This is a genomic window from Thermomonospora echinospora, assembly GCF_900108175.1.
GTDB classification, from domain to species: domain Bacteria; phylum Actinomycetota; class Actinomycetes; order Streptosporangiales; family Streptosporangiaceae; genus Thermomonospora; species Thermomonospora echinospora.
The window spans coordinates 24,888-47,452 of sequence record NZ_FNVO01000010.1; the positions used below are offsets into that span (position 1 = coordinate 24,888).

General features: G+C 71.6%; 26 protein-coding genes and 1 riboswitch. Of the genes, 18 read left to right on the top strand and 8 right to left on the bottom strand.

Going from position 1 to position 22,565, the window contains the following annotated elements; all coding sequences use genetic code 11:
* Positions 1–50: 50 nt before the first annotated feature.
* On the bottom strand, positions 51–1,649 hold the full coding sequence (locus C4U03_RS22035) for a CYTH and CHAD domain-containing protein (protein ID WP_160147058.1): 1,599 nt from the start codon (positions 1,647–1,649) through the stop codon (positions 51–53).
* Positions 1,650–1,921: 272 nt separating this feature from the next.
* Here C4U03_RS22035 and C4U03_RS22040 point away from each other — a divergent pair, with 272 nt between their 5' ends.
* Together C4U03_RS22040 and C4U03_RS22045 are read left to right on the top strand one after the other, a co-directional pair.
* On the top strand, positions 1,922–2,878 hold the full coding sequence (locus tag C4U03_RS22040) for a sigma-70 family RNA polymerase sigma factor (protein ID WP_103939950.1): 957 nt from the start codon (positions 1,922–1,924) through the stop codon (positions 2,876–2,878).
* A 210-nt stretch (positions 2,879–3,088) separates the two neighbouring features.
* Positions 3,089–3,592, top strand: coding sequence for a GyrI-like domain-containing protein (locus C4U03_RS22045; RefSeq protein WP_103939758.1), 504 nt, complete (start codon positions 3,089–3,091; stop codon positions 3,590–3,592).
* 37 nt (positions 3,593–3,629) lie between these two features.
* Here C4U03_RS22045 and C4U03_RS22050 read toward each other — a convergent pair whose 3' ends face one another.
* Positions 3,630–4,838: an MFS transporter gene (locus C4U03_RS22050; protein ID WP_103939759.1), complete on the bottom strand. Its 1,209-nt coding sequence runs from the start codon at positions 4,836–4,838 to the stop codon at positions 3,630–3,632.
* 78 nt (positions 4,839–4,916) lie between these two features.
* Between C4U03_RS22050 and C4U03_RS22055 the strand changes: the two genes are divergently transcribed.
* Complete coding sequence (locus C4U03_RS22055) at positions 4,917–5,429, top strand: MarR family winged helix-turn-helix transcriptional regulator (protein ID WP_103939760.1); 513 nt, start codon at positions 4,917–4,919, stop codon at positions 5,427–5,429.
* Positions 5,430–5,489: 60 nt separating this feature from the next.
* Here the strand turns inward: C4U03_RS22055 and C4U03_RS22060 are convergent, their stop codons facing one another.
* Both C4U03_RS22060 and C4U03_RS22065 read right to left on the bottom strand, forming a co-directional pair.
* Positions 5,490–6,155 (bottom strand): TetR/AcrR family transcriptional regulator, encoded by a 666-nt coding sequence (locus C4U03_RS22060; RefSeq protein ID WP_146087464.1) that lies wholly within the window; start codon positions 6,153–6,155, stop codon positions 5,490–5,492.
* A 139-nt stretch (positions 6,156–6,294) separates the two neighbouring features.
* Positions 6,295–6,753, bottom strand: a complete 459-nt coding sequence (locus C4U03_RS22065) for a GNAT family N-acetyltransferase (RefSeq protein ID WP_103939762.1) — start codon at positions 6,751–6,753, stop codon at positions 6,295–6,297.
* 116 nt (positions 6,754–6,869) lie between these two features.
* On the opposite strand from C4U03_RS22065, the gene C4U03_RS22070 reads away from it, so the two are divergent.
* The 4 genes from C4U03_RS22070 (at position 6,870) to C4U03_RS22085 (ending at position 9,769) form a co-directional block, all read left to right on the top strand.
* A complete protein-coding gene (locus C4U03_RS22070; protein ID WP_103939763.1) occupies positions 6,870–7,208 on the top strand; it encodes a hypothetical protein in 339 nt (112 codons plus the stop codon).
* Complete coding sequence (locus C4U03_RS22075; protein ID WP_103939764.1) at positions 7,202–7,495, top strand: WhiB family transcriptional regulator; 294 nt, start codon at positions 7,202–7,204, stop codon at positions 7,493–7,495. Before C4U03_RS22070 ends, C4U03_RS22075 begins: the two co-directional genes overlap by 7 nt.
* Positions 7,496–7,653: 158 nt before the next feature.
* A complete protein-coding gene (locus C4U03_RS22080; RefSeq protein WP_200827393.1) occupies positions 7,654–8,898 on the top strand; it encodes an RNA-guided endonuclease InsQ/TnpB family protein in 1,245 nt (414 codons plus the stop codon).
* 262 nt (positions 8,899–9,160) lie between these two features.
* Complete coding sequence (locus C4U03_RS22085) at positions 9,161–9,769, top strand: rhomboid family intramembrane serine protease (RefSeq protein WP_103939766.1); 609 nt, start codon at positions 9,161–9,163, stop codon at positions 9,767–9,769.
* 121 nt (positions 9,770–9,890) lie between these two features.
* On the opposite strand, the gene C4U03_RS22090 is transcribed toward C4U03_RS22085, so the two are convergent.
* The 4 genes from C4U03_RS22090 to C4U03_RS22105 all read right to left on the bottom strand — a co-directional run bounded on the left by C4U03_RS22090 (position 9,891) and on the right by C4U03_RS22105 (position 13,490).
* A complete protein-coding gene (locus C4U03_RS22090; protein WP_103939767.1) occupies positions 9,891–10,655 on the bottom strand; it encodes an SDR family oxidoreductase in 765 nt (254 codons plus the stop codon).
* A gap of 34 nt (positions 10,656–10,689) precedes the next feature.
* Positions 10,690–12,147, bottom strand: a complete 1,458-nt coding sequence (locus tag C4U03_RS22095) for a hypothetical protein (RefSeq protein WP_103939768.1) — start codon at positions 12,145–12,147, stop codon at positions 10,690–10,692.
* An 80-nt stretch (positions 12,148–12,227) separates the two neighbouring features.
* The gene (locus tag C4U03_RS22100) at positions 12,228–13,013 is read right to left on the bottom strand and encodes a sporulation protein (RefSeq protein WP_103939769.1); all 786 of its coding nucleotides are present in this window, start codon (positions 13,011–13,013) and stop codon (positions 12,228–12,230) included.
* Between the two features lie 156 nt (positions 13,014–13,169).
* Positions 13,170–13,490: a DMT family transporter gene (locus C4U03_RS22105; RefSeq protein ID WP_103939770.1), complete on the bottom strand. Its 321-nt coding sequence runs from the start codon at positions 13,488–13,490 to the stop codon at positions 13,170–13,172.
* Between the two features lie 40 nt (positions 13,491–13,530).
* A riboswitch (guanidine-III (ykkC-III) riboswitch) is annotated at positions 13,531–13,598 on the bottom strand.
* Positions 13,599–13,874: 276 nt separating this feature from the next.
* Between C4U03_RS22105 and C4U03_RS22110 the strand changes: the two genes are divergently transcribed.
* The 11 genes from C4U03_RS22110 (at position 13,875) to C4U03_RS22160 (ending at position 22,489) form a co-directional block, all read left to right on the top strand.
* Positions 13,875–14,594 (top strand): hypothetical protein, encoded by a 720-nt coding sequence (locus tag C4U03_RS22110; RefSeq protein WP_146087465.1) that lies wholly within the window; start codon positions 13,875–13,877, stop codon positions 14,592–14,594.
* A 5-nt stretch (positions 14,595–14,599) separates the two neighbouring features.
* Positions 14,600–16,054 carry an SRPBCC family protein gene (locus C4U03_RS22115; RefSeq protein WP_235018040.1) on the top strand — a complete coding sequence of 485 codons (1,455 nt, stop codon included), beginning with the start codon at positions 14,600–14,602 and terminating at the stop codon, positions 16,052–16,054.
* Complete coding sequence (gvpJ, locus tag C4U03_RS43155) at positions 16,054–16,476, top strand: gas vesicle protein GvpJ (RefSeq protein ID WP_103939772.1); 423 nt, start codon at positions 16,054–16,056, stop codon at positions 16,474–16,476. The genes C4U03_RS22115 and gvpJ (C4U03_RS43155) overlap by 1 nt, the downstream gene beginning before the upstream one ends.
* 1 nt (position 16,477) lies before the next feature.
* The gene (locus C4U03_RS22125) at positions 16,478–17,269 is read left to right on the top strand and encodes a GvpL/GvpF family gas vesicle protein (protein ID WP_103939773.1); all 792 of its coding nucleotides are present in this window, start codon (positions 16,478–16,480) and stop codon (positions 17,267–17,269) included.
* A 7-nt stretch (positions 17,270–17,276) separates the two neighbouring features.
* Entirely contained in the window at positions 17,277–17,519 is a 243-nt protein-coding gene (locus C4U03_RS22130; protein WP_103939774.1) for a gas vesicle protein GvpG, read from the top strand.
* A 29-nt stretch (positions 17,520–17,548) separates the two neighbouring features.
* Entirely contained in the window at positions 17,549–17,902 is a 354-nt protein-coding gene (locus C4U03_RS22135; protein ID WP_103939775.1) for a gas vesicle protein GvpO, read from the top strand.
* On the top strand, positions 17,902–18,627 hold the full coding sequence (gene gvpJ / locus C4U03_RS41965; protein ID WP_235018041.1) for a gas vesicle protein: 726 nt from the start codon (positions 17,902–17,904) through the stop codon (positions 18,625–18,627). The genes C4U03_RS22135 and gvpJ (C4U03_RS41965) overlap by 1 nt, the downstream gene beginning before the upstream one ends.
* Positions 18,620–19,486, top strand: coding sequence for a GvpL/GvpF family gas vesicle protein (locus C4U03_RS22145; RefSeq protein ID WP_103939776.1), 867 nt, complete (start codon positions 18,620–18,622; stop codon positions 19,484–19,486). The genes gvpJ (C4U03_RS41965) and C4U03_RS22145 overlap by 8 nt, the downstream gene beginning before the upstream one ends.
* The gene (locus tag C4U03_RS22150; RefSeq protein WP_103939777.1) at positions 19,483–19,734 is read left to right on the top strand and encodes a gas vesicle protein; all 252 of its coding nucleotides are present in this window, start codon (positions 19,483–19,485) and stop codon (positions 19,732–19,734) included. Before C4U03_RS22145 ends, C4U03_RS22150 begins: the two co-directional genes overlap by 4 nt.
* Complete coding sequence (locus tag C4U03_RS22155; protein WP_103939778.1) at positions 19,731–20,363, top strand: gas vesicle protein K; 633 nt, start codon at positions 19,731–19,733, stop codon at positions 20,361–20,363. Before C4U03_RS22150 ends, C4U03_RS22155 begins: the two co-directional genes overlap by 4 nt.
* A gap of 290 nt (positions 20,364–20,653) precedes the next feature.
* Complete coding sequence (locus C4U03_RS22160; protein WP_103939779.1) at positions 20,654–22,489, top strand: acyl-CoA dehydrogenase; 1,836 nt, start codon at positions 20,654–20,656, stop codon at positions 22,487–22,489.
* Positions 22,490–22,565 lie beyond the last annotated feature (76 nt).

Below are 22,565 nucleotides of genomic sequence, written 5' to 3' on the forward strand. Positions count from 1 at the left end.
CCGTCATCGGCGGCCTTGGCCCTGCCGGAGCCGCACACCGCGACCGGCGGTCAGAAGGATGGGGGCTTGGTCTTCTTCCAGGTGTCTTCGACCTGGGAGAGGGAGGCGTGGGCTTCGGAGCGTTCGATGCCGTAGAGGGCGCCCAGGACGAACGCCTCGGCCGGGGTGGTGGTGCGGTTGGCGGAGGCGGCCTTCAGGTGCTCCATGGCGATGACGCCGTCCTGGTAGCCGCCGAGGACCTCCTGGAGGCTCTTGGCGTGGCCTGCGGTCCGGTCGGCGGCGTCGGCGAGTTTCGCCAGGTCGCGGGAGTCCTTGCCGCCGGTCTGCCGGGCGAGGTCGCGCAGGGCGTCGGCGGCCAGGTCCGCCGCGTAGCGGGCGCGCTTGGCGGCCTTGCGGGTGTCGTGCCGGGCCTCCTCGGCGTCCTCGGCGGTGGAGATGGCCTCGTACTTTCTGGTGAGGCGCTTCCACTGGCGGGTGACCAGGCGGGGCAGCTCCTTGGTGGCGTCCTTGCCGGCCCGTTCGGTCAGCGGCGGGTCGGTCACCAGGGTGTCCAGGGCGTTCAGCAGGGCGAAGTAACGCGGCTCCTTGAGGGTGACGTTGAGCCTGCGGTACGCCGACTTCTCCTCCCTGGCCAGGGACTCCAGCCACGACTGGGAGGCGGCGGGCTCCAGGCCGTACGGCTGGTCCAGGCGGTCGGTGAAGCGCATCCGCAGCACCTCCAGGTCGCGGACCTCGCCGAGGGCGTCGGCCAGCCACTTCAGCTCCGGCTCCAGCGGGGCGATGCGTCCGGCGTCCAGGAGGGGTGCGTAGCTCTTGAGGGCGCTGCGGATCCGGCGGACGGAGACCCGCATCTTGTGCACCGCGTCATGCTCGGCCAGCCGGGCCTTCGGGTCGAACTTCAGCACCGCGTCCACCTGCGCGGACAGATAACCGATCACGGCGGCCCCGGCGGAGCCCGCGGGCAGCTCGGGGGCGGCCCGGTGGCCGTTGAACGGGGCCGTCATGACGGGCTCCAGCACGCGGCCCAGCTTGGAGGAGCTGCTCGCCTTGCGGGCGCCGGCCTTGCGCAGCCGCTTGCCGGCGGCCTTCAGCAACTCGGGGGTGCCGGCGGGGCCCAGCTCGACCTCGATCTCCCGCCAGGCGCTGATCGGCGCGGTGCCGTTGCCGGCGGGCTGCTCCCCGTCCCCGGCGACCACCGGGTCGATCACCCGGCCGATCACCGCGTCGTCGGCGACCTCGGCGAGCACCTCCCCCTGGGCGTCCAGCAGCCGCGTCACCGTACGGCTGGTCTCCAGAGTGGCCACCGGCCGCAGCTCGGCGCCCCGGGTGTACGCGGCGACCAGGCCGGACAGCCGGGCCGGGACGACCTGGGGGCGGCCCAGCGGGGCCCGCAGCTCGTTCTTGGCGTCGGGGCCCACCGGCATCTTCAGGTGCCAGCCGGCGTCCTCCCCGCCGCGGCGGCGGCGCAGGGTGATGCCGCGCGTGGCCAGCCGGTGATCGGCGGTGTCGAAGTAGTTCGCCACGAGCAGGTACGAGCGGCGCTCGCTCACGGACGCGACTCCGGGCAGTCCCGACAGGTCGGGCAGCGTGAAGTCGTGCTCGGCGTCGTACTTGCGCTCGATCTCCATTTGGCTCTTCGGTTCGGCCACGCGTGCTCCTCGGTGGTCGGCCTCCTGGTGGCGGGGGTGAACCAGGGGGAACGATCGAATGTCCAGCATTACACGCCAAGGTGAACAAACCACGAGGCCACGGCGTCCGGGCAAACCCGGACGTCCCGGCCGGTCCGTCACAGCTCGCTCGTACCCGAGAACGAAAGGTCCATGATGAGGTAGGCGTGTCCGGTGACGAGTCCGAAGAGGAGAGCCGTGCGGTCCCTGACCATTGAACGGCCGGCACCGGCGCCGCCGGGCGTGGGGTGCGGATGAGTCTTGTACCCGACTCGGCGGTGCTGGAGCAGTGGTGGCAGCGGTACCGCGGGGAGTTGACCGGCTACTGCTACCGGATGCTGGGTTCGGCGTTCGACGCGGACGACGCCGTTCAGGAGACCCTGGTACGCGCCTGGCGGAGTCTCGACCGCTTCGACGAGGCGCGAGGGAAGCCGCGTTCCTGGCTGTACGCCATCGCGACGAACATCTGCCTCGACATGCTGCGCGGCGCCGAACGGCGGGCCCGCGCCGTGGACCTCGGTCCCGCCTCCCGGCCCGGCGAGGCCCTGGGCAGGCCGCTGCCGGAGGAACGGTGGGTACTGCCGGTCCCGGACGGCAGGCTGGACCCGGCCGAAGTGGTGGCGGCGCGCGAGACGATCCGGCTGGCGTTCGTGGCCGCGCTCCAGCACCTGCCGCCCCGCCAGCGTGCGGTGCTGATCCTGCGGGACGTGCTGCGCTGGAAGTCCGCCGAGGTCGCCGGGCTGCTCGGCGGCACCGTCGCGGCCGTCGACAGCGCCCTGCAACGCGCCCGGACCACCCTGCGGGCCCCCGGGCCGGCCGATCCGCTGGACGAGGCGGGGCGGCGGCTGCTGGACGGCTACTGCGACGCCTTCGAACGTCATGACGTCGACCGGCTGGTCTCGCTGCTGCACGAGGACGCCACGATGTCGATGCCCCCGTTCGCCTGGTGGCTGCGGGGCCGCGAGGACATCCGCCGGGCGCTGCTCGCCCCGGCCGCGGGATGTCTCGGCTCGCGTCTGGTGCGGGTCGCCGCGAACGGCTCACCGGCCTTCGCCCAGTACGTCCCCACCGGGCCGGGCGGTGCGTTCGAGCCGAGGGCGCTGGTACTGGTGGACGTGCGGGCCGGGCGCATCGCCGCAACGACCTCGTTTCTGAACACCGACCGCCTGTTCCCGCTGTTCGGCCTGCCGCCGTCCCTCGGCGGCCCCTGAATCCGAAGCCCGGCCCGCACACGGTGAGAGGTGGCGGGGCTTGCGGGGAAGGCCGCAGGTGACGGTGGTGAGGCCGGAGCCCGCAAGTCGGTTCCGCGTGGCTCGGCGGTCAGTGCCGTCCGGCGGGGAATCCGTCGCCGACCGATGAGTTTCCGAGCGCCGCGTCGTAGGGGAGGTGAACGTGACCGCACGACTGTGGGGAGATCGCAGATGCGCAGTGAACCGAGGATCGAAGAACGCGCCGCCCGGCCGTACGCCGCCATCCCGATCAAGGCTCCGATGAGGGAGTGGGATCGGGTCAACGCCCTGGTCCCGGAGGTCTTCGGGTGGCTCGCCCGGCAGGGGATCGCCCCTGCCGGGCCGCTGTTCTACCGCTACTGGGTGATCGGCGACAGGGACGCCCCGTTCGAGGTGGAGGTGGGCGTCCCGGTGGCGGAGGCCGTCGAGGAGGACGGCCGGGTCATCGCGGGCTCGATCCCGGCCGGCCGCTACGCCACGCTGACGCACCACGGCCACCCGGACGGCCTGTTCGGCTCCATCACCGCGCTGCGGCGCTGGGCGGACGACCATGGCATCGCTTGGGACATCCGGCAGGAGGGCGACAGCGAGGTCTGGGGCGGCTGCTTCGAGTTCTACCCGAACGACCCCGCCGTCGAGCCCGACATGGACCAGTGGTCCATCGAACTCGCCTACCGGGTGCGGGACTCGGGCTGAGCCGCCCGGATGCGGCCGGCGGCCGACCGGATGCCGTTCATCGGACCGGTTCGGCCGCCGTCCGTGCGGGCTCCTTGCGTATGTCGGGGAGCGCGATGACCGCGAGGTTGACCACCGCCACCAGGACCGCGCCGACCAGCAGCGGCACCGCCGTGCCGGTGAGGGCGGCGACGGGCGCGGCGACCGCCAGGCCCAGCGGGCGGACCGCGAAGGAGATGAGGGCGTCGAAGGCGCCGACGCGGCCCATGGCCTCGGCGGGGATGCGGTCCTGCATGGCCGTCTCCCATAGCGTCGACAGCAGGCCGAGGCCGAACATCGCGGCGCAGTAGGCCGCCGTGACCATCGGCATCGAGGCGTGCAGCCCGAAGGCCGTCAGCGGAAGCGCGTAGGAGGCCGTGCAGACGGCGACCACGACCAGCGGGCGGCGGATCGGCAGCCGGCCGGCCAGGTAGATCCCGGCCACCAGGCCGATCATCCCGACCTGGACGATGGCCACCCAGGAGGATTCGCCGCCGAGGTGCCGTACCGCGATGACCGGGCCGAGGGTGAGCAGGAAACCGGCCGCCAGGTGCCAGACGCCGTGGCCGATCACGCTGTAGAAGAACCAGCGGTGCCGCCTGGTCTCGGCCCAGCCTTCGCGCATCTCCGCGAAGAACGCGCCGGGGCCCGCCTGTTCCCGGGGGCGGGCCGCGGGCGTCCGCATCCCGCCGATCGTGATCGCCCCCAGCGCGAACAGTCCGCCCGTGAGCACCGAGGACCATCCCGCGCCCAGGGCGATCGACAGACCTCCCGCCACCGAGGGTGCCGCCACCTGGGACACCCCCTGCACGACGCCCAGCCGTGCGTTGGTCCGCAGACGCTGCGGGCCGGGCACCGTTGCGGTGACGAGGCCGCGCACCGCGGGCATGCCGAAGGCCACCGCGGCTCCGGTGATGGCCGACAGCACGGCCAGGTCGGGGATCCGGGTGAGGCCGTACAGCAGTTCGACGCCCATGGCGATCTGTGCGGCGGCGCGTACCAGGTCGGCGACGAGGATGATCAGCTCCGGTCGGAGCCGGTCGGCGACCACCCCGGCGACCGGCAGCAGCAGCACCAGCGGCAGCAGTTCGGCGGACAGCACGATGCCGAGGTCGGCCGCCGAGCCGGTGCCGTGCAGGACGGCCAGGGTCAGGGCGGTGGGGATCAGCGCGGTCCCCACCGTCGCGAGGCCGCAGCCGACGAGCAGCCGGCCATGGGAGAGCTTCATGGACCGGCAACTTACTTCGGTAGCGAAAATTTCGCTACCGAATTATCTACCCGGGGGCGGGCGTAGCACAATGGCGGCATGGAGGACTCCGTCGATCGGCACATCGCCCGCTGGCGTGGCCTGACCCCCTTCGACGACCGGGCCGAGGGGATCATCACCCGGATCCAGTTCCTGGCCAAGCACGTCGGCCAGACCAAGGATCGGGCGCTGGCGGAGGTGGGCCTGCAGGAGTCGGAGTTCGAGACGATGCACCGGCTGGTCTCGCGCGGGCGGCCCTGGCGGGCCGGCCCCTCCGAACTGGCCGCCGAGCTGATGCTGTCCCCCGCCGGGATGACCGGGCGGCTCGACACCCTGGAACGGGCCGGGCTGGTCCGCCGGTTGCGCGGCACCGGGGACCGCCGCCGGGTCGAGGTGGAGCTCACCGAGTTCGGTCACGACAGGTGGCAGGAGGCCATGCGGCTGCGCGGCGAGGCCGAGGAGGCCATGCTCGAAGGGTTGGACGAGGCGGACCAGGAGGCCCTCAACGCCCTCCTCAAACGCATGCTGGTACGCGCCGAGGCCCTGTTCCGGGACGCCGGGCCGTTCGTCTAGCGCGGATCTGGTCCAGCGCTGATCTGGTCCAGCGCTGATCTCGTCCAGCGTGGATCTGGGCTAGCGCGGCTCGCGGAGCGAGGGGTCCGGGGCGGTCATCATCCAGACGAGCTGGTGCAGGTGGTGGCGGAAGCGGTCCAGCGTCTGCGGATTCTCCGGCCGGCGTGGCCGGCCGAAGTCGTCCAGGAAACCGGCCTGCATGTAGGCGTGGATCGCCCAAACGAAGGTCCACAGCGCCGCATCGGGGTCGACGTCCGGGGCGACGGCCGGGCGGACGATCGCCATCACGTCCTCCATCAGGGGCGCACTGATCCGCTCCTCTGGGCCGCCGATGTCGGTGGCGTCGGACATCCAGCGGTAGATCCACAGCCGGGGCATCTCCGGGTGCTCCAGGCAGTAGTCCAGATACGAGTCGATCAGCCAGATCAGACCCTCGGCGCCCGGCGGGCCCTGCCGGCGGGCTGCCCTCACTTCTTGGTGCCACGGTCCGATGGACTGCTCCATCACCGCTATGTACAGGCCGCTCTTACCGCCGTAACACTCGGCTATCACGTTCAGACCGACGCCGGCCGCGGCGGCGATCGTCTGTGTGCTGATTCCGTCGTAGCCCAGCTCGGCGAACAGGCGTCCGGCCACGGCCAACAGCCGGGTGCCGGCCGCGTCCTGTCCGGGGTCGCCGGCCTCATCACCGTGCGGACCGGCCGGCATCGTGCGCTCTGTCATCATGATCACCGCCTGGGGCGTCCAGCAGTGCGAACGCCTTCTCTCACGGTAGGGGCGGCGCGAGAACGGGGCGGCGAGGTCGCCGCCCGCGCCGTGCGGACCCGGCCCTCGCGCCGCAGCGCACGGGGCCGGGGCGCCGCGCCTACTTCTCGATGAGGGGGTATTTCATGCCCATGTGGCTCGGACGGAAGCCCATTTTTTGGTAGAAACGGATGGCGTTGGGCCGCTGGCGGTCGGTGGTGAGCTGGACGACCCGGCAGCCGCGGGCGCGGGCCTGCTCGATGACCCACTCGATCAGGGCCTGCCCGACGCCCCGGCCGCGGTGCTCGGAGGCCACCCGCACGCCCTCGATCTGGGCGCGCTCGCCGCCGGTGTAGGTCAGGCCGGGAATGTAGGTCAGCTGGAGGGAACCGGCGATCCTGCCGTCGATCTCCGCCACAATGATCGCGTTGTTGGGATCCTTGTCGATGGCGTCGAAGGCCGTCCAGTAGGGCTCGGGCAACTCGTCGCCGGGCGACTCGCGGGTGCTGCCCAGCGGGTCATCGGCCAGCAGCCGGACGATGGCGGGCACGTCGTCGCGCACGGCCTCGCGGAAGGTCACCTTTTGATCACGAGCCACGTGGCTCAGGGTATCCGCCCGGTCGGGCCGGTAAGTTACCCTCGTTTGTAGTACTACGGCTTGTAGTACTACGTTGGGTACGAACCACGCTGGATCTCATGGAGGCCACCGCCGTCATGGTCGCCCTCGCCGACGTTCCCCGCGCCGAATCCCGGCCGCCGTCCGCTCCCGCCCTCGACGCCGCCCATACGCTCGCGCCGGACGAGGGACGGCCGGACGGCGACCTGCCGGCCGCGCTGCGGGACCGCTGCGCGGCGGTCATCGACGCCGAGGTGACCCGGCTCGCCCGACGGACCGCGCTGGACTGCGCACAACTGGCGATCGTGACGGGTGCGCTGCACAGGCTGGCCGACTCCCTGCTGCTGGAACGGGTAAGGGCCGGCCACTGCGAGCCATCCCTGCTGGCGGCCCTGTTCGACCTGGAGACGACATGCTGAACCCCGACAAGCACTGGACCGACTACTCGGCCTGCCGCAACCGCGGCGTCGACCCCGAGCTGTTCTACCCCATCAACTACACGTCGCCGGTGATGGCCGAACAGGTGCGATCCGCCAAGTCGGTCTGCGCCCAGTGCCCGGTGCGGGCCGAGTGCCTCGACTGGGCCCTGCGGGCCGGTGAGCCCGACGGCATCTGGGGCGGTACCACCCCCGAGGAGCGCCGCTACCTGCGCCGCCCCCAGCGCACCATCGCCCCGGCCCCCCTGACCGAGCGCCCGGCGGCCTGACTCCGCACTCCGCATGACGAACGGGGCCCGACGCGGACAGGCCGGGCGATCCTCCCTCACCGAGGCCGCCCGGCCCGTCGTGTCATCCGGTCACCCCGTCACCGGGCGCCTACAGCATGGATGCCTCGTCCTTCAGGGCGGGGAGGAAACGCGGCACGATGCGGCATTTGGGCCTCCTGGTTTTGTCGGTGGTGCCCTATAGGTTGATCGGCGTGTCCCGCTACCGTCTCCAGCCCACGCCTGCCCAGGAACAGGCGCTGGCCGGGCACTGCGCGCACGCCCGGTACGTGTGGAACCTCGCCGTCGAGCAGCACGCGCATTGGAAGCCCGGACGCAAGTCCGCGCCGGGGTTCGCTGAGCAGTGCCGCCAGCTCACCCAAGCGCGTGCCGGGTTCGCCTGGCTGGCCGCCGGGTCGATCATCGTGCAGCAGCAGGCACTCAAGGATTTCGCCGAGGCCATGGCGAACTTCTTCGCGGGCACCCACCGGCGGCCGACGTGGCGCAGGCGCGGCCGGCGCGAAGGATTCCGGATCGTCGCGGTCAAACCCGACCACGTGCGCCGTCTGTCCCGTCGTGTCGGCGAGGTGAAGGTCCCCAAGGTCGGTTGGGTGCGGTTTCGCTGGTCGCGTGCCGTGCCGGAAGGGGTGAAGTCCTACCGGATCACCCGGGATGCGGCCGGGCGCTGGCATGTCGCGTTCGCCGCCGTCCCCGAACCGATCCCCGCGCCCGGGACAGGCGAGATCGTCGGCGTGGACCGGGGCGTGACCGTCTCGGCGGCCCTGTCCACAGGCGAATTGCTGAACGTCCCCGGCCTGCGCGAGACCGAGGCCAAGCGCCTGCATCGGCTCCAGCGCAAGCTGGCCCGCGCCCGGCGCGGCTCCAACCGGCGCGCCAAGGTCAAGGCCGCCATCGCCCGGCTGAAGGCCCGCGAGAGCGACCGGCGCAAGGACTGGGTGGAGAAGACCTCCACCGACCTGGCCTGCCGTTTCGAGGTGATCGGGGTCGAAGACCTCAACATCGGGAACATGGCCCGCTCGGCGAAGGGCACGGTCGAGCGGCCTGGCCGGAACGTCCGGGCCAAGGCCGGTCTCAACCGGGGCATCCTTGCCGGCGGTTGGGGGCTCCTGGCCGAGCGGTTGGAGCACAAGGCGCCCGGACGCCTGGTGAAGGTCAACCCCGCGTACACGAGTCAGCGGTGTTCGGCGTGTGGGGTCATGGATCGGAGGGCGCGCGAGAGCCAAGCCGTCTTCCGCTGCCGGTCCTGCGGCTACACCGGCAACGCTGACGTGAACGCGGCCAAGAACATCAAACTGGCGGCAGGGCGTGCCGTGTCTGCGCGGGAAGGGCCACGGGTTACCGGGCCGACGCACCGCGAACCTCAACCTGTCCTCCTCTCCGCGTAGGTCGATGGGTTGGAATCCCCGCCGTTCACGGTGGGGAGGACGTCAAGGGGCACGATGATCGCCGTTCGGGATCGCGCACCGAAGGTAAGCCGCCGTTCCGCCGGTGACGAGAGAGATCATCTGACCGGAAACGGCCAGCCGGACCGGGCCTCCCGCCGCCCGGTGGGGCCGGTCCGCCGGTGTGAGCGGGCGGCTGCAGGGCACCATCACAGGGCCCCGCTCGTTGTACCGGCAGCGAGATCCCCCCGACGGAGGCGGCGAGATGAGCAACCCCGTGGTCCCCCGGCGGAGTCGTTCGGAGGGCCTGATGACCCACGCCACCCGGGCGGTCTCGGCGGCCGTGCTGGTCGTGGCGGTCACCGCGGGCATGTGGGCGCTGGAGATCTACGACTACGCGGCGGGCAACCGGCTCGACGCGTACGGGATCCGGGCGCACGATGCCGGCGAGCTGCCGCAGATCCTCACCGCCCCGTTCCTGCACGGCGGGTTCGAGCACCTGATGGCCAACACGATGCCGTTCCTGGTGCTGGGCTTCCTGGCGGCGGCGCGCGGGATCGGCAGGTTCCTGGCGGCCGCCCTGATCATCATCGTGGTGGGCGGGCTGGGGGTGTGGTTCACCGGCTCGCCGACCGTCGAGACGCTGGGCAGCAGCATCCTGATCTTCGGCTTCTTCGGTTACCTGCTGGGCCGGGGCCTGTTCGAGCGCAACCTGCTGGACCTGGTGATCGCCGTCGGGGTGGCGGTGTTCTACGGCACGATGATCTACGGCGTCCTGCCCACCGACCCGATGATCTCCTGGCAGGGCCACCTGTTCGGGCTGATCGGCGGCGTGCTGGCCGCCTTCACCCTGCGCCGCCGCATCGAGGCGTGACCGCTCCTGCCGCGGTCACGTCCGTCCCGGCGTGTGGAAGGCGGGCGTGCCGGGGCCGTGGCCTCGGTGCGGGGTCGCTCCGTACGGGCGGCGGAGTGCCGTGCCGGGTGTGGTCCCGGGGTCAGGAGCGGACGGAGACGTCGGTGACGGTGGCGTCGCGCGGGGTCTCCAGGGCGTTCACGATCACCCGGGCCACCGTGGCGGCCGACATGAACTTCTCCGGCTCGTACGGCCCGCCCTCCTGGGCGCGCACCTTGCGCTGCATCTCGGTGGCGGTGCGGCCCGGGTAGACGCTCGTCACCCGCAGCCGGGGCTCCTCCTCGCGCAGCGAGTCGGCCAGCGCCTTCAGGCCGTGCTTGCTCGCCGCGTACGCCGACCAGCCGGCCCGGGCGCGCAGCCCCGAGCCGGAGTTGACGAAGACGACGTGCCCCTCGGCCGCGCGCAGCGCCGGGAGCAGCAGCCGGGTCAGCTCCGCCGCGGCGACCAGGTTGACCATGAGCTGGTCGATCCAGTGGTCGGCGTCCTGCTCGGCCACCGGGCCCAGATCCACGATGCCCGCGCTGTGCACCACCCCGTCCAGCCGTTCCGGCAGCCCGGCGACCGCCAGCGCGGCCTCCAGTCGGCGGGGCTCGGCCAGGTCCAGCACCACGGACTGCACCGCCCCGCGCCGTCCCGCCGGGGACGCACCCGGCACCGGTGACCCGGCGGCGTCGCGGTACAGCACCTGCGTGCGGGCGTGCGCCCCGCTGCCCAGCCCGGTGGTGACCTTGGCCAGCCGCTCGGCGGAGCGGCCGACCAGCACGAGGTCATGTCCCCGGTCGGCCAGCAGTTCCGCCGTCGCCGCTCCGATGCCGCCGCTCGCCCCGGTGATGAGGTACGTTCCCATGCCGCCATTGTGGCCGACCACGGGGACGATCGGCTCAGTTCGGCCGCAGCACCCGGGTGGCTCCGGCGATCAGCGCGGTGGCCAGGATCCAGCCGGCGGCGATCAGCCCGTAGGCCAGCCACTGGGTCCAGCCGTCCGGGTTCCACACCTCGCGCTGTCCGAACGCGCCGAACGGGACGAGCAGGTCCAGGGTGTAGATGAACGAGTGGAAGTCCGGCCGTTCCGTGGGCTGCTTGAGCGGGTGCGGCGGGATGAGCCCGAACACGACGGTGCCCGCCGTCAGCAGCGCCCCCAGCCAGGCCGCCGCCAGCCACGGCCGGTACCCGTACCCCACGGTGACGTCCAGGAGAGCGCCCCAGGCGCGCGAGTGCCGGGGCAGCGACCTGCGGCGGGCCCGCTGCTTGTACAGCAGCGCCCGGCGGGCCAGGTGGTCGTTGCCGTCGCGCCGGTACCAGGCCGCCAGTTGCTCGTACGGCTGGGGGCGGAAGCCTTCGATGTCGCGGCCGACCCAGTCGATGCGCCGGGTCACGCCGCCGCCGCGCAGTGACTCGTACGTCAGGCCTTGGAGCCGGAGCCGCTCGGGCCAGTGGTCAGGGTTGTCCAGCAGCACGCCGATCTTGGAGTAGGCGAGCGAGACGATGCCCTCGACCGGCACCGACGGCGTCAGGATCAGCTCCTCCACCTGCATGTGGCTCAGGTGCAGGCACATCGCGCCGGGGTTGCGCAGCGGTCCGGCCTGGTCGAACGACAGCGTCCCGTGCACCTGGGCGTTGCGCAGCCGGACCTTGCCCTCGGCGGTGAAGCCGTGGCTCAGCTCGGCGGCGTCCTCGATGAGGATGTTCTGCGCGTCCAGCGCGCGCCGGCCGGGGTTGCGCAGCGTGGTGCCCTCCATGAACAGCCCGCCGTTCATCCGCGCGCCGACCAGGCGGACCCCGCCGGTGAACTCCGCGTGGCGCAGGAACGCCCCGGCGTCCACCACCAGCCCGCCGCTGAACAGCGCCCACTGCTCCGGCCCGGACGAGATCACCTTGGTCCTGTTCATCCGCAGGCCACCGGACAGCTGGGCGCGGGGCAGCCGCACCGAGCCGTTGATCCGCGAGCCCGACAGGCTCAGATAGCCGTCCGCCCGCAGCCCGCCGCCGTCGAAGCCGGGCATCCGGCAGTCCGACAGCCGCAACTGGCGGGTCTGCGCGTTGGAGAAGTCCGGCATCTCGTCCAGGACGCAGTGTTCGAGCCGCAGCTCGCACTCGATGACGCCGCCGGACACGTCCAGGCGGCCGGTGACGTGCGCCCCGCGCAGCCGGACGGCCGGGACGTGGCCGGGGAGCGGCTCGCGGGCGCCCAGCAGCAGCCGGGCGATCACCTCCGCGCGTACCGTCCGGTCGGAGCGTCCGGCGCCCAGGTCGACCGTCTCTCCGGTCAGGTAGGCGTTCCAGAGCAGCGCTTCGGGCTCGGTCAGATCCGGCTCTTCCACCGGGGTGCGCTCCGGCACGTGCGGGACCTTTCGACGTACACGGCACTCCGCCGCACCCCGATCGCCCGGGGTGCGGCGGAGTGGTCCGGCGGGACGGCCTAGAAGAAGCCGCGGCGCCGGGCGGCCTGGTTGAGGTAGCCCTCCAGCTGCTGCTCCCAGTTGGTGTTGTTGACGCTCGCGTAGTCGACGGTGAACCGGGCGAACGAGTCGTGCCCCTCGGTGAAGACGCCGCCGCGCTTGTCGAGCTCCAGCACGACCTCCATGGACTGCGGGTAGGACACGAAGGTCACTTCGAGCTGCTTGATGCCGCTGGCGTACTGCGGCGCGGGGTAGAACTCGATCTCCTGGTAGAACGGCAGCTCCTGGTGCACGCCCCAGATGCGGCCCTTCTCGCAATCGGCGTTGCGGAAGCGGAAGCCGAGGTTGGCGAACGCGACGAGGATGCGCTCCTGGGCGGGCAGCGGGTGCACCGCGATCGGGTCGAGGTCGGTGGCGTCCACCGCCCGCGCGACCTCCAGCTCGGTGGCGACCCCGACGGTGGTGCCGTGCAGCGGCTGCCCGTACATGTGGGTGAGCGGTGCCTCCCACGGGATCTGCAGGCTGAACGGGACGGTGTGGCGGGCGCCCGCCTTGAGCTCGAAGGCGTCGGTGAGCCGGATCTTGGCGTACTCCAGGTCGGAGTGGTACTCGCTGTCGCCGGACTCGACCTCGACCCGGGTCTTCAGCGCGACGGAGACGTACTTGATGTCGGAGTCGTGGTCGCCGCCCAGCAGGTGCACGTCACCGGTGATCGTCCCGCCCGGCGTCGTGTTCGGGTTGTGCAGCGTCGTCTCGACGGACGGTCCCCCGACGCCCATCGCCTTCATCAGCTTCTTGAAGACCAACGTTTCCTCCCGTTGTGGTGGGCCCCCGGCTCAGGCGGCCGTCTGTGCCATCGTCCCTTAGGCGCAGGTGACGGTCGTTCCGTTCCGGCAAATCGGGCTTGCCGTGACAGAGACCACATGATGACGCACCAGGTGGGCTGGGGGAAGGCCGGGGTGTCAGTGGCCCCCGGCCAGGTTCAGGCCCACGACCCCGAGGATGATCATTGCCAGTGCGGCGAGCTTGAGGGGTGAGGCGTCGTCGTGCAGTGCCACCATCCCGACGACGGCGGTGCCCACCGCGCCGATGCCGACCCACACCGCGTAGGCGGTGCCCACCTCCAGTTCGCGCAGCGCGAGGCTGAGCAGGCCGAAGCTGGCGACGGCGAACACCCCGAAGCCCACCGAGGGCAGCGGCTGGGAGAAGCCTTTGCTCAGTTTGAGACACAGCGCCATCGCGACCTCGAGCAGGCCGGCGCATACGACGAGGATCCAGGCCATGTGCGGCCACCTCCGGACGGTAGATCACCTACGGCTGGCAGTCGCGTCGTCTTGGCCTGACCGGGTACGGCGCGTCTCGTCCGGGCGGCCCGTCACGGGGGCCGCGTCTCCATTGAACACCCTCGCGCCCGACTCCCTCACGTCGGGTATCACACCGTCTCTACCTGTTCATTGCTAGTCGTCTGGTAGATGCCCGTTCGTGTGGTTGATGCGGTTTTGTGGCGATGCTCTCGGGTAGTGCGCGGGATACGCGCGGACATATCGGCTGCAGGGTGGACGGAACCGTGAACGGATCGGATCTTCCGCCCGTCCATCGCAGGCCCGGGACAGGCGGTGGTGGATCGCCGGCCGGACCCGACCGTGTCCGTGCCGCAGGGGGGGGACATGGCGAACAAGACACAGTTGGCCCTCGCCGTGGGAGCGGGCTACCTGCTGGGCCGGACCCGCAAACTGCGGTGGGCGCTGACCCTCGCGGGCATCGGGGCGAGCCGGGGGCTGCCCAGGAACTCCAGGTCGCTGACCGCACAGGGCGCACACCTGGTCGGAACCTCGCCGGAGGTGAAGGAGCTCACCCAGACCCTGCGGGGTCGCCTGACCGAGGCCGGCCGCGCCGCCGCGGTGGCCGCCGCGAGCAGCCGGCTCGACGAGCTCAGCGACCGGCTGCGCCAGCGGACCGAATCGCTGATCGTCGCGGCCGAGTCCGAGGAGCCCGAGGGTGAGGAGAAGCCGCGGGAGGACTACGAGGAGGAGACCCGGGACCGGGAGGAGGCCAGGGAACGGCGCGAGCCCGAGGAGACCGGGGAACGGCCGAAGGCCCGGGACCGGGACCGGGACCGGGAGGAGCCTAGGGGGCGGCGCGAGCCCGAGGAGCCCAGAGGCCGCCGGGAGAGCCGGGACCGGGAGGAGCCGGAGGAGGCCAGGAGCCGTCGGGAGCCGGAGGAGGCCGAGGAGGCCGAGGAGGCCGAGGAGGCCGGGGAACGGCCGTCGAGGCGGCGGCGTGACGCGGTGCGCGAAGCGGTGGGCGACAAGCCCGAGAGGCTGCGCCGGGCCGCCGGCGCCGGTGTCTCCGCCGGACGTTCCGCCATCCGGCGGACGCGGGGGTGAGGCTGATGGTCGCGAAGACGCCGATGGCTGCGAAGAAGGTGACCGACTCCGTACAGGAGACCGTGCACAAGTCCGAGGAGACCGTGCGCAAGTCACCGCTCGGCCGGCTCGCCGGGGAACTGCCCACCGACCGGCTGAAGGGGGAGATGGAGAACCTGGTCGGCGCGCTGGCCGCCCGGGCGCTGGACTCGATGATCGACAGGGCCGAGGGCACGGCGGACCGGCTGATCGAATACGCCGAGAAGGGCGGCGGGCCGGGACTGATGTCCGCGCTGACCGGTGCGCCGGCCCGGGGGGACGGCAAGGCCGGGTCCCCGGTGCGGTCGCTGCTGGGCTCCGGGCTGGGCGCGGTCGGCGGCAGTGTCAAGGACGCGCTCGGCGGCACGCTCAAGGACGCGCTCGGCGGCAAGCTCGGAGGCGGCGGCGAGGGCGACGGCCGTGGCGGCGGCCTGCTCGGGAAAGTGAAGGGCGGCGCCGTCAAGGGCGCGCTCGGCGGCGCTATCAAGGGCCTGTTCAAGGGCCTGCGCGGCAAGTCCGGCAAGCTCAAGGTCACCAACATCATCGAGACGATCGACGTCGGGGTGCCGGTCCGGCTGGCCTACGACCAGTGGACCTCGTTCCCGCAGTGGCCGAGCTTCACCAAGAAGGTGGAGAACGTCGACCGCGTCGCCGACGACAAGCTGGCCTGGAAGGCGCAGATCTTCTGGTCCCACCGGGACTGGGAGTCCACGATCATCGAGCAGGTCCCGGACCGGCGCATCGTCTGGCGTTCCAAGGGCGCCAAGGGACACGTCGACGGCGCGGTGACCTTCCACGAGATCGGCCCCGAACTGACCCGCATCCTGCTGGTGCTGGAGTACCACCCGCGGGGGCTCTTCGAGCACACCGGCAACCTGTGGCGGGCCCAGGGCCGGCGGGCGCGGCTGGAGTTCAAGCACTTCCGGCGGCACGTGATGACCAACACCATCCTGCACCCGGAGGACGTCGACGGCTGGCGCGGCGTGATCCACGACGGCGAGGTGGTCAAGGACCACGAGACCGCCGTGCGCGAGGAGGAGGAGCGCGAGGAGCGCGAGGAGCGGGCCGGCGCGGAGGAACGCGAGGAGCGTGAGGAGCGGGCCGGCGCGGAGGAACGTCCGTCCGCCGCGCGGGCCGAGCCCGCGGAGCGGCGGCGGCCGGAGGCCGCCGAGGAGGAGCCCGAGGAAGAGGAGGAGTTCGAAGAGGAGGAGCCCGAGGCCGAAGCCGAAGAAGAGGAAGAGCCCGAGGCCGAAGAGGAAGAGCCCGAAGAAGAACCCGAGGAACGAGAAGAGCCCGAGGAACGCGAGCCCAGGGGTGCGCGGGAAGAGGAGGAAGAAGAGATGAGGCCCAGAAGGGTGCGACGGCCGGTCATCCGGCGCGGCGGACGACCGGTCGGCACGGCCGGTGAACGCCGGATCCGGCGGGGACGGGGGGCCGAGTGATGACCGTCGTCCAACCACCCGGCGGCGGCCGCGGCGGCCCCGGGGCCGGAGGGCTCGCCGACGTCATCGACACCATTCTCGACAAGGGCCTGGTGATCGACGCCTATGTGAGCGTCTCCCTGCTCGGTATCCAGTTGCTGACGATCAACGCCCGTGTCGTGGTGGCCAGCGTGGAGACCTACCTGCAGTTCGCGGAGGCCACCAACCGGCTGGACCTGTCGGCCCAGGAGAAGCCCGGAGTGGGGGATCTGGTGGGCGGGCTGCTGCCCGGCGGATCCGCCAAGTCCGACGAAGTGAGCGCCGCCGACCTGCAGGCCCTCCAGGCGGCCGACGAGGAACGCGAGCCCGAGTTGGTCCGGGCCGAACGTGACGAGGCCCCCGAGCCCCGGCCCCGCCGCCGGCGTGCCGACCGAGAGGAGTGAGATGACGACGTCTTCCCCGCAGGCGTCCGAGGCCGTGCGGGACGCGACGAGCACGGCCTGGTACGTGTACGGCATCGTGCCCGCGGACGTGGAGACCGCCGAGGAGGCGCGCGGTGTGGACGAGCGCGCGGTGGAGGTGATCCGGTACGGCGAGATCGCCGCACTGGTGAGCGAGGTCGACCCGCAGGTCCCGCTCGGCAGGCCCGCCGACCTGCTCGCCCACCAGCAACTGCTGGACGACGCCGCGGCCGAGGCGCCCGTGCTGCCCATGCGCTTCGGCGCGGTCCTGACGACCGAGCAGGCGGTGGTCGAGGACCTGCTGGCGCCCAACCACGACGGGTTCGCCGCCGCACTGGCCGACCTGGAGGGACGGGTCGAGTACGTGGTGCGGGGCCGGTACGTCGAGCGCGTGATCCTGACCGAGGTGATCGAGGAGAACCCCGAGGCGGCCGGGTTGCGCGAGCAGATCCGGGGACTGCCAGAGGAGCAGACCCGCCAGGCCCGGGTACGCCTCGGAGAGCTCATCTACCAGGGCATCGAGGCCAAACGCCAGGCCGACACCCAGAAGCTGATCCAGAACCTGGCCCCGTACTGCGTCGCGAACGCCGTACGGGAGCCGACACATCAACTGGACGCCGTGCACGTGGCCTTCCTGGTCGAGGACGCGCAGCGTCCGGAGTTCGAGGAAGCGGTGGCGAAGGCCGCCGGGGACGGGAAGGGCCGCGCCGACCTGCGGCTGCAGGGCCCCATCGCCCCGTGGGACTTTGTCATCACACCGGGAGGCGGGGGGTGAGCCCGACATGAATCTGCTGTCACCGCTGTGGAAGTTCCCGTTCTTGCCCGTCCAGGGGCTGGTCAAGATCGCGGAGCTACTGCAGGAGGAGGCCGACCGGCGGACGCGGCAGCCGGCGGCGCTCCGGCAGCGGCTGGAGGAACTGCAGGAGGCCCGCGCGTCCGGCCTGATCTCCGAAGAGGAGGAGGCACGGGCGACGGAGGAGCTCTTCGGCGAGGTGTTCGGAGTACCGCCCACCACGAACCGTTAGCAGCGCCAACGCACTGACCGGGGGGGAACGTGCGTACCGACCACAGGGCTGAGACCAGCGAGCACGAGGATCGTGCCGACGACCGCAAGGACAGGCCGCAGCAGGGTCGGCCCGAGGAGCTGTCGGTGGCCGAGGCCGCCAAGGCCGGCGCCCGGCAGATCGCCGACATCACCTCCAAGATCTCCGAGGGCGTCGTCTCGGTCGAGCCGTCCGAGGACGGCTGGATCGTCGAGGTGGAGATGCTGGAGGACCGGCACGTTCCCTCCTCCTCCGACGTCCTCGGGATCTACGAGATCGAGCTGGACCTGGACGGAACGCTGGTGGCCTACCGCAGGACGCGGCGTTACCTGCGGGGCAAGGGCAGCGCCGGGGAGGGGGCGTGATGCGTGGACGACCGAGCCAGGGATCCGTGGTCCCGTCCTCGTCCTACTACGGCGGGGGCGTCTCCCATCGGGAGCCGGCCAACCTCGGCGACATCCTGGAACGGGTGCTCGACAAGGGCATCGTCATCGCGGGCGACATCCGGGTGAACCTGCTCGACATCGAGCTGCTGACCATCAAGCTGCGGTTGCTGATCGTCTCCGTGGAGACCGCCAAGGAGCTGGGGATCGACTGGTGGGAGCACGATCCCTGGCTCAGCGGCAAGCAGCGGTCGCTGGAGGAGGAGAATCGGCGGCTGCGCCGGCGGCTCGCCGCCGTGGAGGACGGGGAACGCGAGGACCTGGAGTTGCGGCCGCCGCGCCGGCAACCGGCCGAGGAACGCGGGATCGAGTCGGAGGACTACCTGGCCGAGTCGGAGGACCGCCGGGCCAGGTCGCGGCCCTACCGGACCGAGCCGGAAGACCCCCGGGCCAGGTCGGAGGACTACTGGGCCGATCCGGAGGACTACTGGGCCGAGCGTGAGCGTCGCCGCGCCGGGCCGGAGACCCGCCGGGCCGGGGCGCAGGACTATCGGGACGGGCCGGAGAACTATCAACCCAGGTCGCGGGACCGCCGGGCCGAGCAGGAGGACTACCGGGCCGAGCCGCAGGGCCGGCGGGGCGGGGCGAGGGACGACTGGGCCGAGCAGGAGGGCTACCGCTCCAGGTCGGAGGGCCGCCGTGACTGACACCGGGACCTACCTGTACGCCATCGCGCGGAGCACCGGTGAGAACCCGGCCGAAGGTCTGTCGGGTGTCGGCGGGACGCCGGTGCGGACGGTCGAGCGCGGCGGGCTGACCGGCATCGTCAGCACGGTGCCCCTGGACGAGTTCGGCGAGCGGGCGCTGCGGCGCAACCTGGAGGACCTCCGCTGGCTGGAGACGACGGCCCGCGCCCACCATCAGGTGGTCGACGCGGTGGTGCGGCGGGTCACCGCCGCGCCGGTGCGGCTGGTGACCGTCTACCGGGGCGACGAGCAGGTGCGCGACCTGCTGGAACGGCGCCGCGAGGAGTTCACCGAGATGCTCGACATGGTGACCGGCCGGCGGGAGTGGGGGGTCAAGGTCTACGTGGATCCCCAGGTGGCCGCCCGATCCTCTCCCTCGGACGCCGCCGGGGGCGCCTCGGCGGGGCGCCGGTCGTCGGGCGCGGCGTACCTGGAACGCCGCCGGACGGACCTGCGCACCCGTGAACAGTCGATGCGCCGGGCACTGTCGCAGGCCGAACAGGTGGACGAGGCCCTGGCCACCATCGCCGTGGCGAGCCGGCGACACCGCCCCCAGGACCCCCAACTGTCCGGCCGGCAGGAATGGATGGTGCTCAACGGCGCCTACCTGGTCGACGACGAACGCGGCGGCGAGTTCGCGTCCGTCGCCGGATCCCTGCGCACGCCGGAGATCGACGTCGAGCTCACCGGCCCCTGGGCGCCGTACTCCTTCACGATCCTGGAATCCGGCGAATCCGGCGAATCCGGCGAGCCTGGGGAGCCCGGGGAGCCGGGCGGCCCCGGCCGGACCGGCGGACCGGACGAGCGGGCGCCGCGATGACGGTCGGCTACTCGCGAGGCCGTGAACTGGCGGCCGAGGGCCGCCTGCCCGCCGAGCGCGCCTCACTGGTCGATCTGCTCGACCGCCTGCTGGCCGGCGGGGTGGTCCTCCAGGGCGACCTGACCCTGTCCATCGCCGACATCGACCTGGTACGGATCTCGCTGCGGGTACTGATCGCCTCGGTCGGCGAAGGCGGAACCGTGGGCCTGCCACCGTCCCGCCCCGAACGCCCCGGATGGCAACCATGAACGACCCCGCACGAGACGACCTCCGGCCGACCGCCCCCACCCCACCGGAGCCCAACCCCGCACGCCCCGACGACCAACCCGCCAAGGCCGGCCCCGAGGACATCCGGCACGGTGTCGTGCGGGCCGGTGACCGGCGTGTCGAGGCCGATCCTGAGGACGTTCGGTACGGCGTTGCGCGGGCTGGTGACCGGCGTGTCGAGGCTGATTTCGAGGACGTCCGGTACGGCGTTGCGCGGGGCGATGACTGGTATGCCGAGGACGGTTTCGAGGGCGTTCGGTACGGGGTCGGGCGGGGCGGTGACCGGTACGTCGAGGGCGAGGCCGGGGAGGCCCGGCGGGGGTTTTCGCGGGCCGGTGGTCGGCGGATCGAGACCGATCCCGAGCATGTGCAGCGGGATCTGACCAAGCTGGTACTCACCGTGGTCGAGCTGGTCCGCCAGTTGGTGGAGCGGCAGTGCATCCGCCGTTTCGAGCGGGGGGATCTGACGGACGAGCAGGTCGAGGCGATCGGCACGACCCTGATGCGGCTGGAGGAGGCCATGGAGGAGCTGTGCGACCGCTTCGGCCTGTCTCCGAGCGATCTCAACCTCGATCTCGGGCCGCTGGGCACCCTGCTTCCGGAGGACTGACGCCGGTCCGTTTTGGGACGGCCTGTTCCGGCCTCGGGGACGGGAAGATTCCGGGCAAATTCTTGTGATGTGTGTCACAATGCGACCGTTCCTGTGTACGCCTCTGTGGTGCCGGGTGCTCTTGGGGCGGGTGGGAGGCGGCGGGTCCGGCGGGCCGGGGGGCGGGGCGGCGCACGGCGGATCTCGTTCCTCCGACGGGTTGTCTGCTGGTTACCAGCGGGTAGCATGTTCGGTGTTACTGACCAGTATGTTGGCCGGGCGCCGGCCGATCGGACCTGACGAGGTAATCCATGGGGCACTACAAGAGCAACCTCCGTGACCTGGAGTTCAACCTCTTCGAGGTGTTCAACCGGCAGGAACTGCTCGGCAGGGGACCGTACGAGGACCTGGACGAGGAGACGGTCCGCAGCATCCTGGACGAGGTCAACCGGCTGGCCACGGGTGTGATCGCCGACTCGTTCACCGACAGCGACCGCAACCCGCCGGTGTTCGACCCGCAGAGCGGCACGGTCACCATGCCGGAGAGCTTCAAGAAGTCCTACCAGGCGTTCATGGACGCCGAGTGGTACCGCGTCGACCTGGTGCCCGAGTTCGGCGGTACCGGCGCGCCGCGCAGCCTGACCTGGGCGATCGCCGAGCAGATCCTGGGCGCCAACCCGGCCGTCTACATGTTCGCCTCCGGTCCGGGCTTCGCCCAGATCCTGTGGCAGATCGGCACCCCCGAGCAGAAGCGGTTCGCCGAGCTGGCGCTGGAGCGCAAGTGGGGCGCCACCATGGTGCTGACCGAGCCGGACGCCGGCTCCGACGTGGGCGCCGGCCGTACCAAGGCGGTGCGGCAGCCCGACGGCACCTGGCACATCGAGGGCGTCAAGCGCTTCATCACCTCGGCCGAGCACGACATGTCCGAGAACATCTTCCACCTGGTGCTGGCGCGCCCCGAGGGCGCCGGCCCCGGGACCAAGGGCCTGTCGATGTTCCTGGTGCCCAAGTACCTGGTCGACCTGGAGACCGGCGAGCTGGGCGAGCGCAACGGCGCCTACGTCACCAACGTCGAGAAGAAGATGGGCCTGAAGGTCTCCACGACCTGCGAGCTCACCCTCGGTGAGCAGCACCCGTGCGTCGGCTACCTGGTGGGCGACGTGCACGAGGGCATCAAGCAGATGTTCATGGTGATCGAGTACGCCCGGATGATGGTCGGCACCAAGGCCATCGCCACCCTGTCCACCGGCTACCTGAACGCGCTGGAGTACGCCAAGGAGCGGGTGCAGGGCGCCGACCTGACCAAGATGGCCGACAAGACCTCCCCGCGCGTCACCATCACCCACCACCCGGACGTCCGGCGCAGCCTGATGACGCAGAAGGCCTACGCCGAGGGCATGCGGGCGCTGGTGCTGCTGACCGCCTCCTACCAGGACGCGGTGCAGGTCGCCCAGCACGAGGGCCGCGAGGACAAGCAGGCCGAGAAGCTCAACGACCTGCTGCTGCCGATCGTCAAGGGCTTCGGCTCCGAGCGGGCCTACGCGCTGCTGGGCGCCGAGTCGCTGCAGACCCTGGGCGGCTCGGGCTTCCTGCAGGAGTACCCGATCGAGCAGTACATCCGGGACTCCAAGATCGACACCCTCTACGAGGGCACCACCGCGATCCAGGGACAGGACCTGTTCTTCCGCAAGATCCTGCGGGACAACGGCGAGGCCCTCAAGGTGCTGGCCGGTGAGATCAAGCAGTTCGCCGCCAGCGAGGCCGGCAACGGCCGGCTCAAGACCGAGCGGGCCCTGCTGGCCCAGGCGCTGGAGAACGTCGAGGGCATCATCAACCCGATGGTCGGCTGGGCGCTGGCGTCGATGGAGAACCCCGCGGAGATCTACAAGGTCGGCCTGAACACCACCCGCCTGCTGCTGGCCCTGGGCGACCTGGTCGTCGGCTGGCTGCTGTGCCGCCAGGCCGAGATCGCCCTGGCCCGGCTCGGCGAGGGCGGCCTGCCCGGCGCCGACGAGGCCTTCTACACCGGCAAGGTCGCCGCGGCCCAGTTCTTCTGCGCCAACGTGCTGCCCCGCATCGCCGCCGACCGCGCGATGACCGAGGCCACCACGCTGGACGTCATGGAACTGCCCGAAGAGGCGTTCTGACCCCGTCCGTCTCCCGCGGCCGGTGACGCGAACGGCCCCCGCCACCTGAGGGTGACGGGGGCCGCCGCACGTTCCA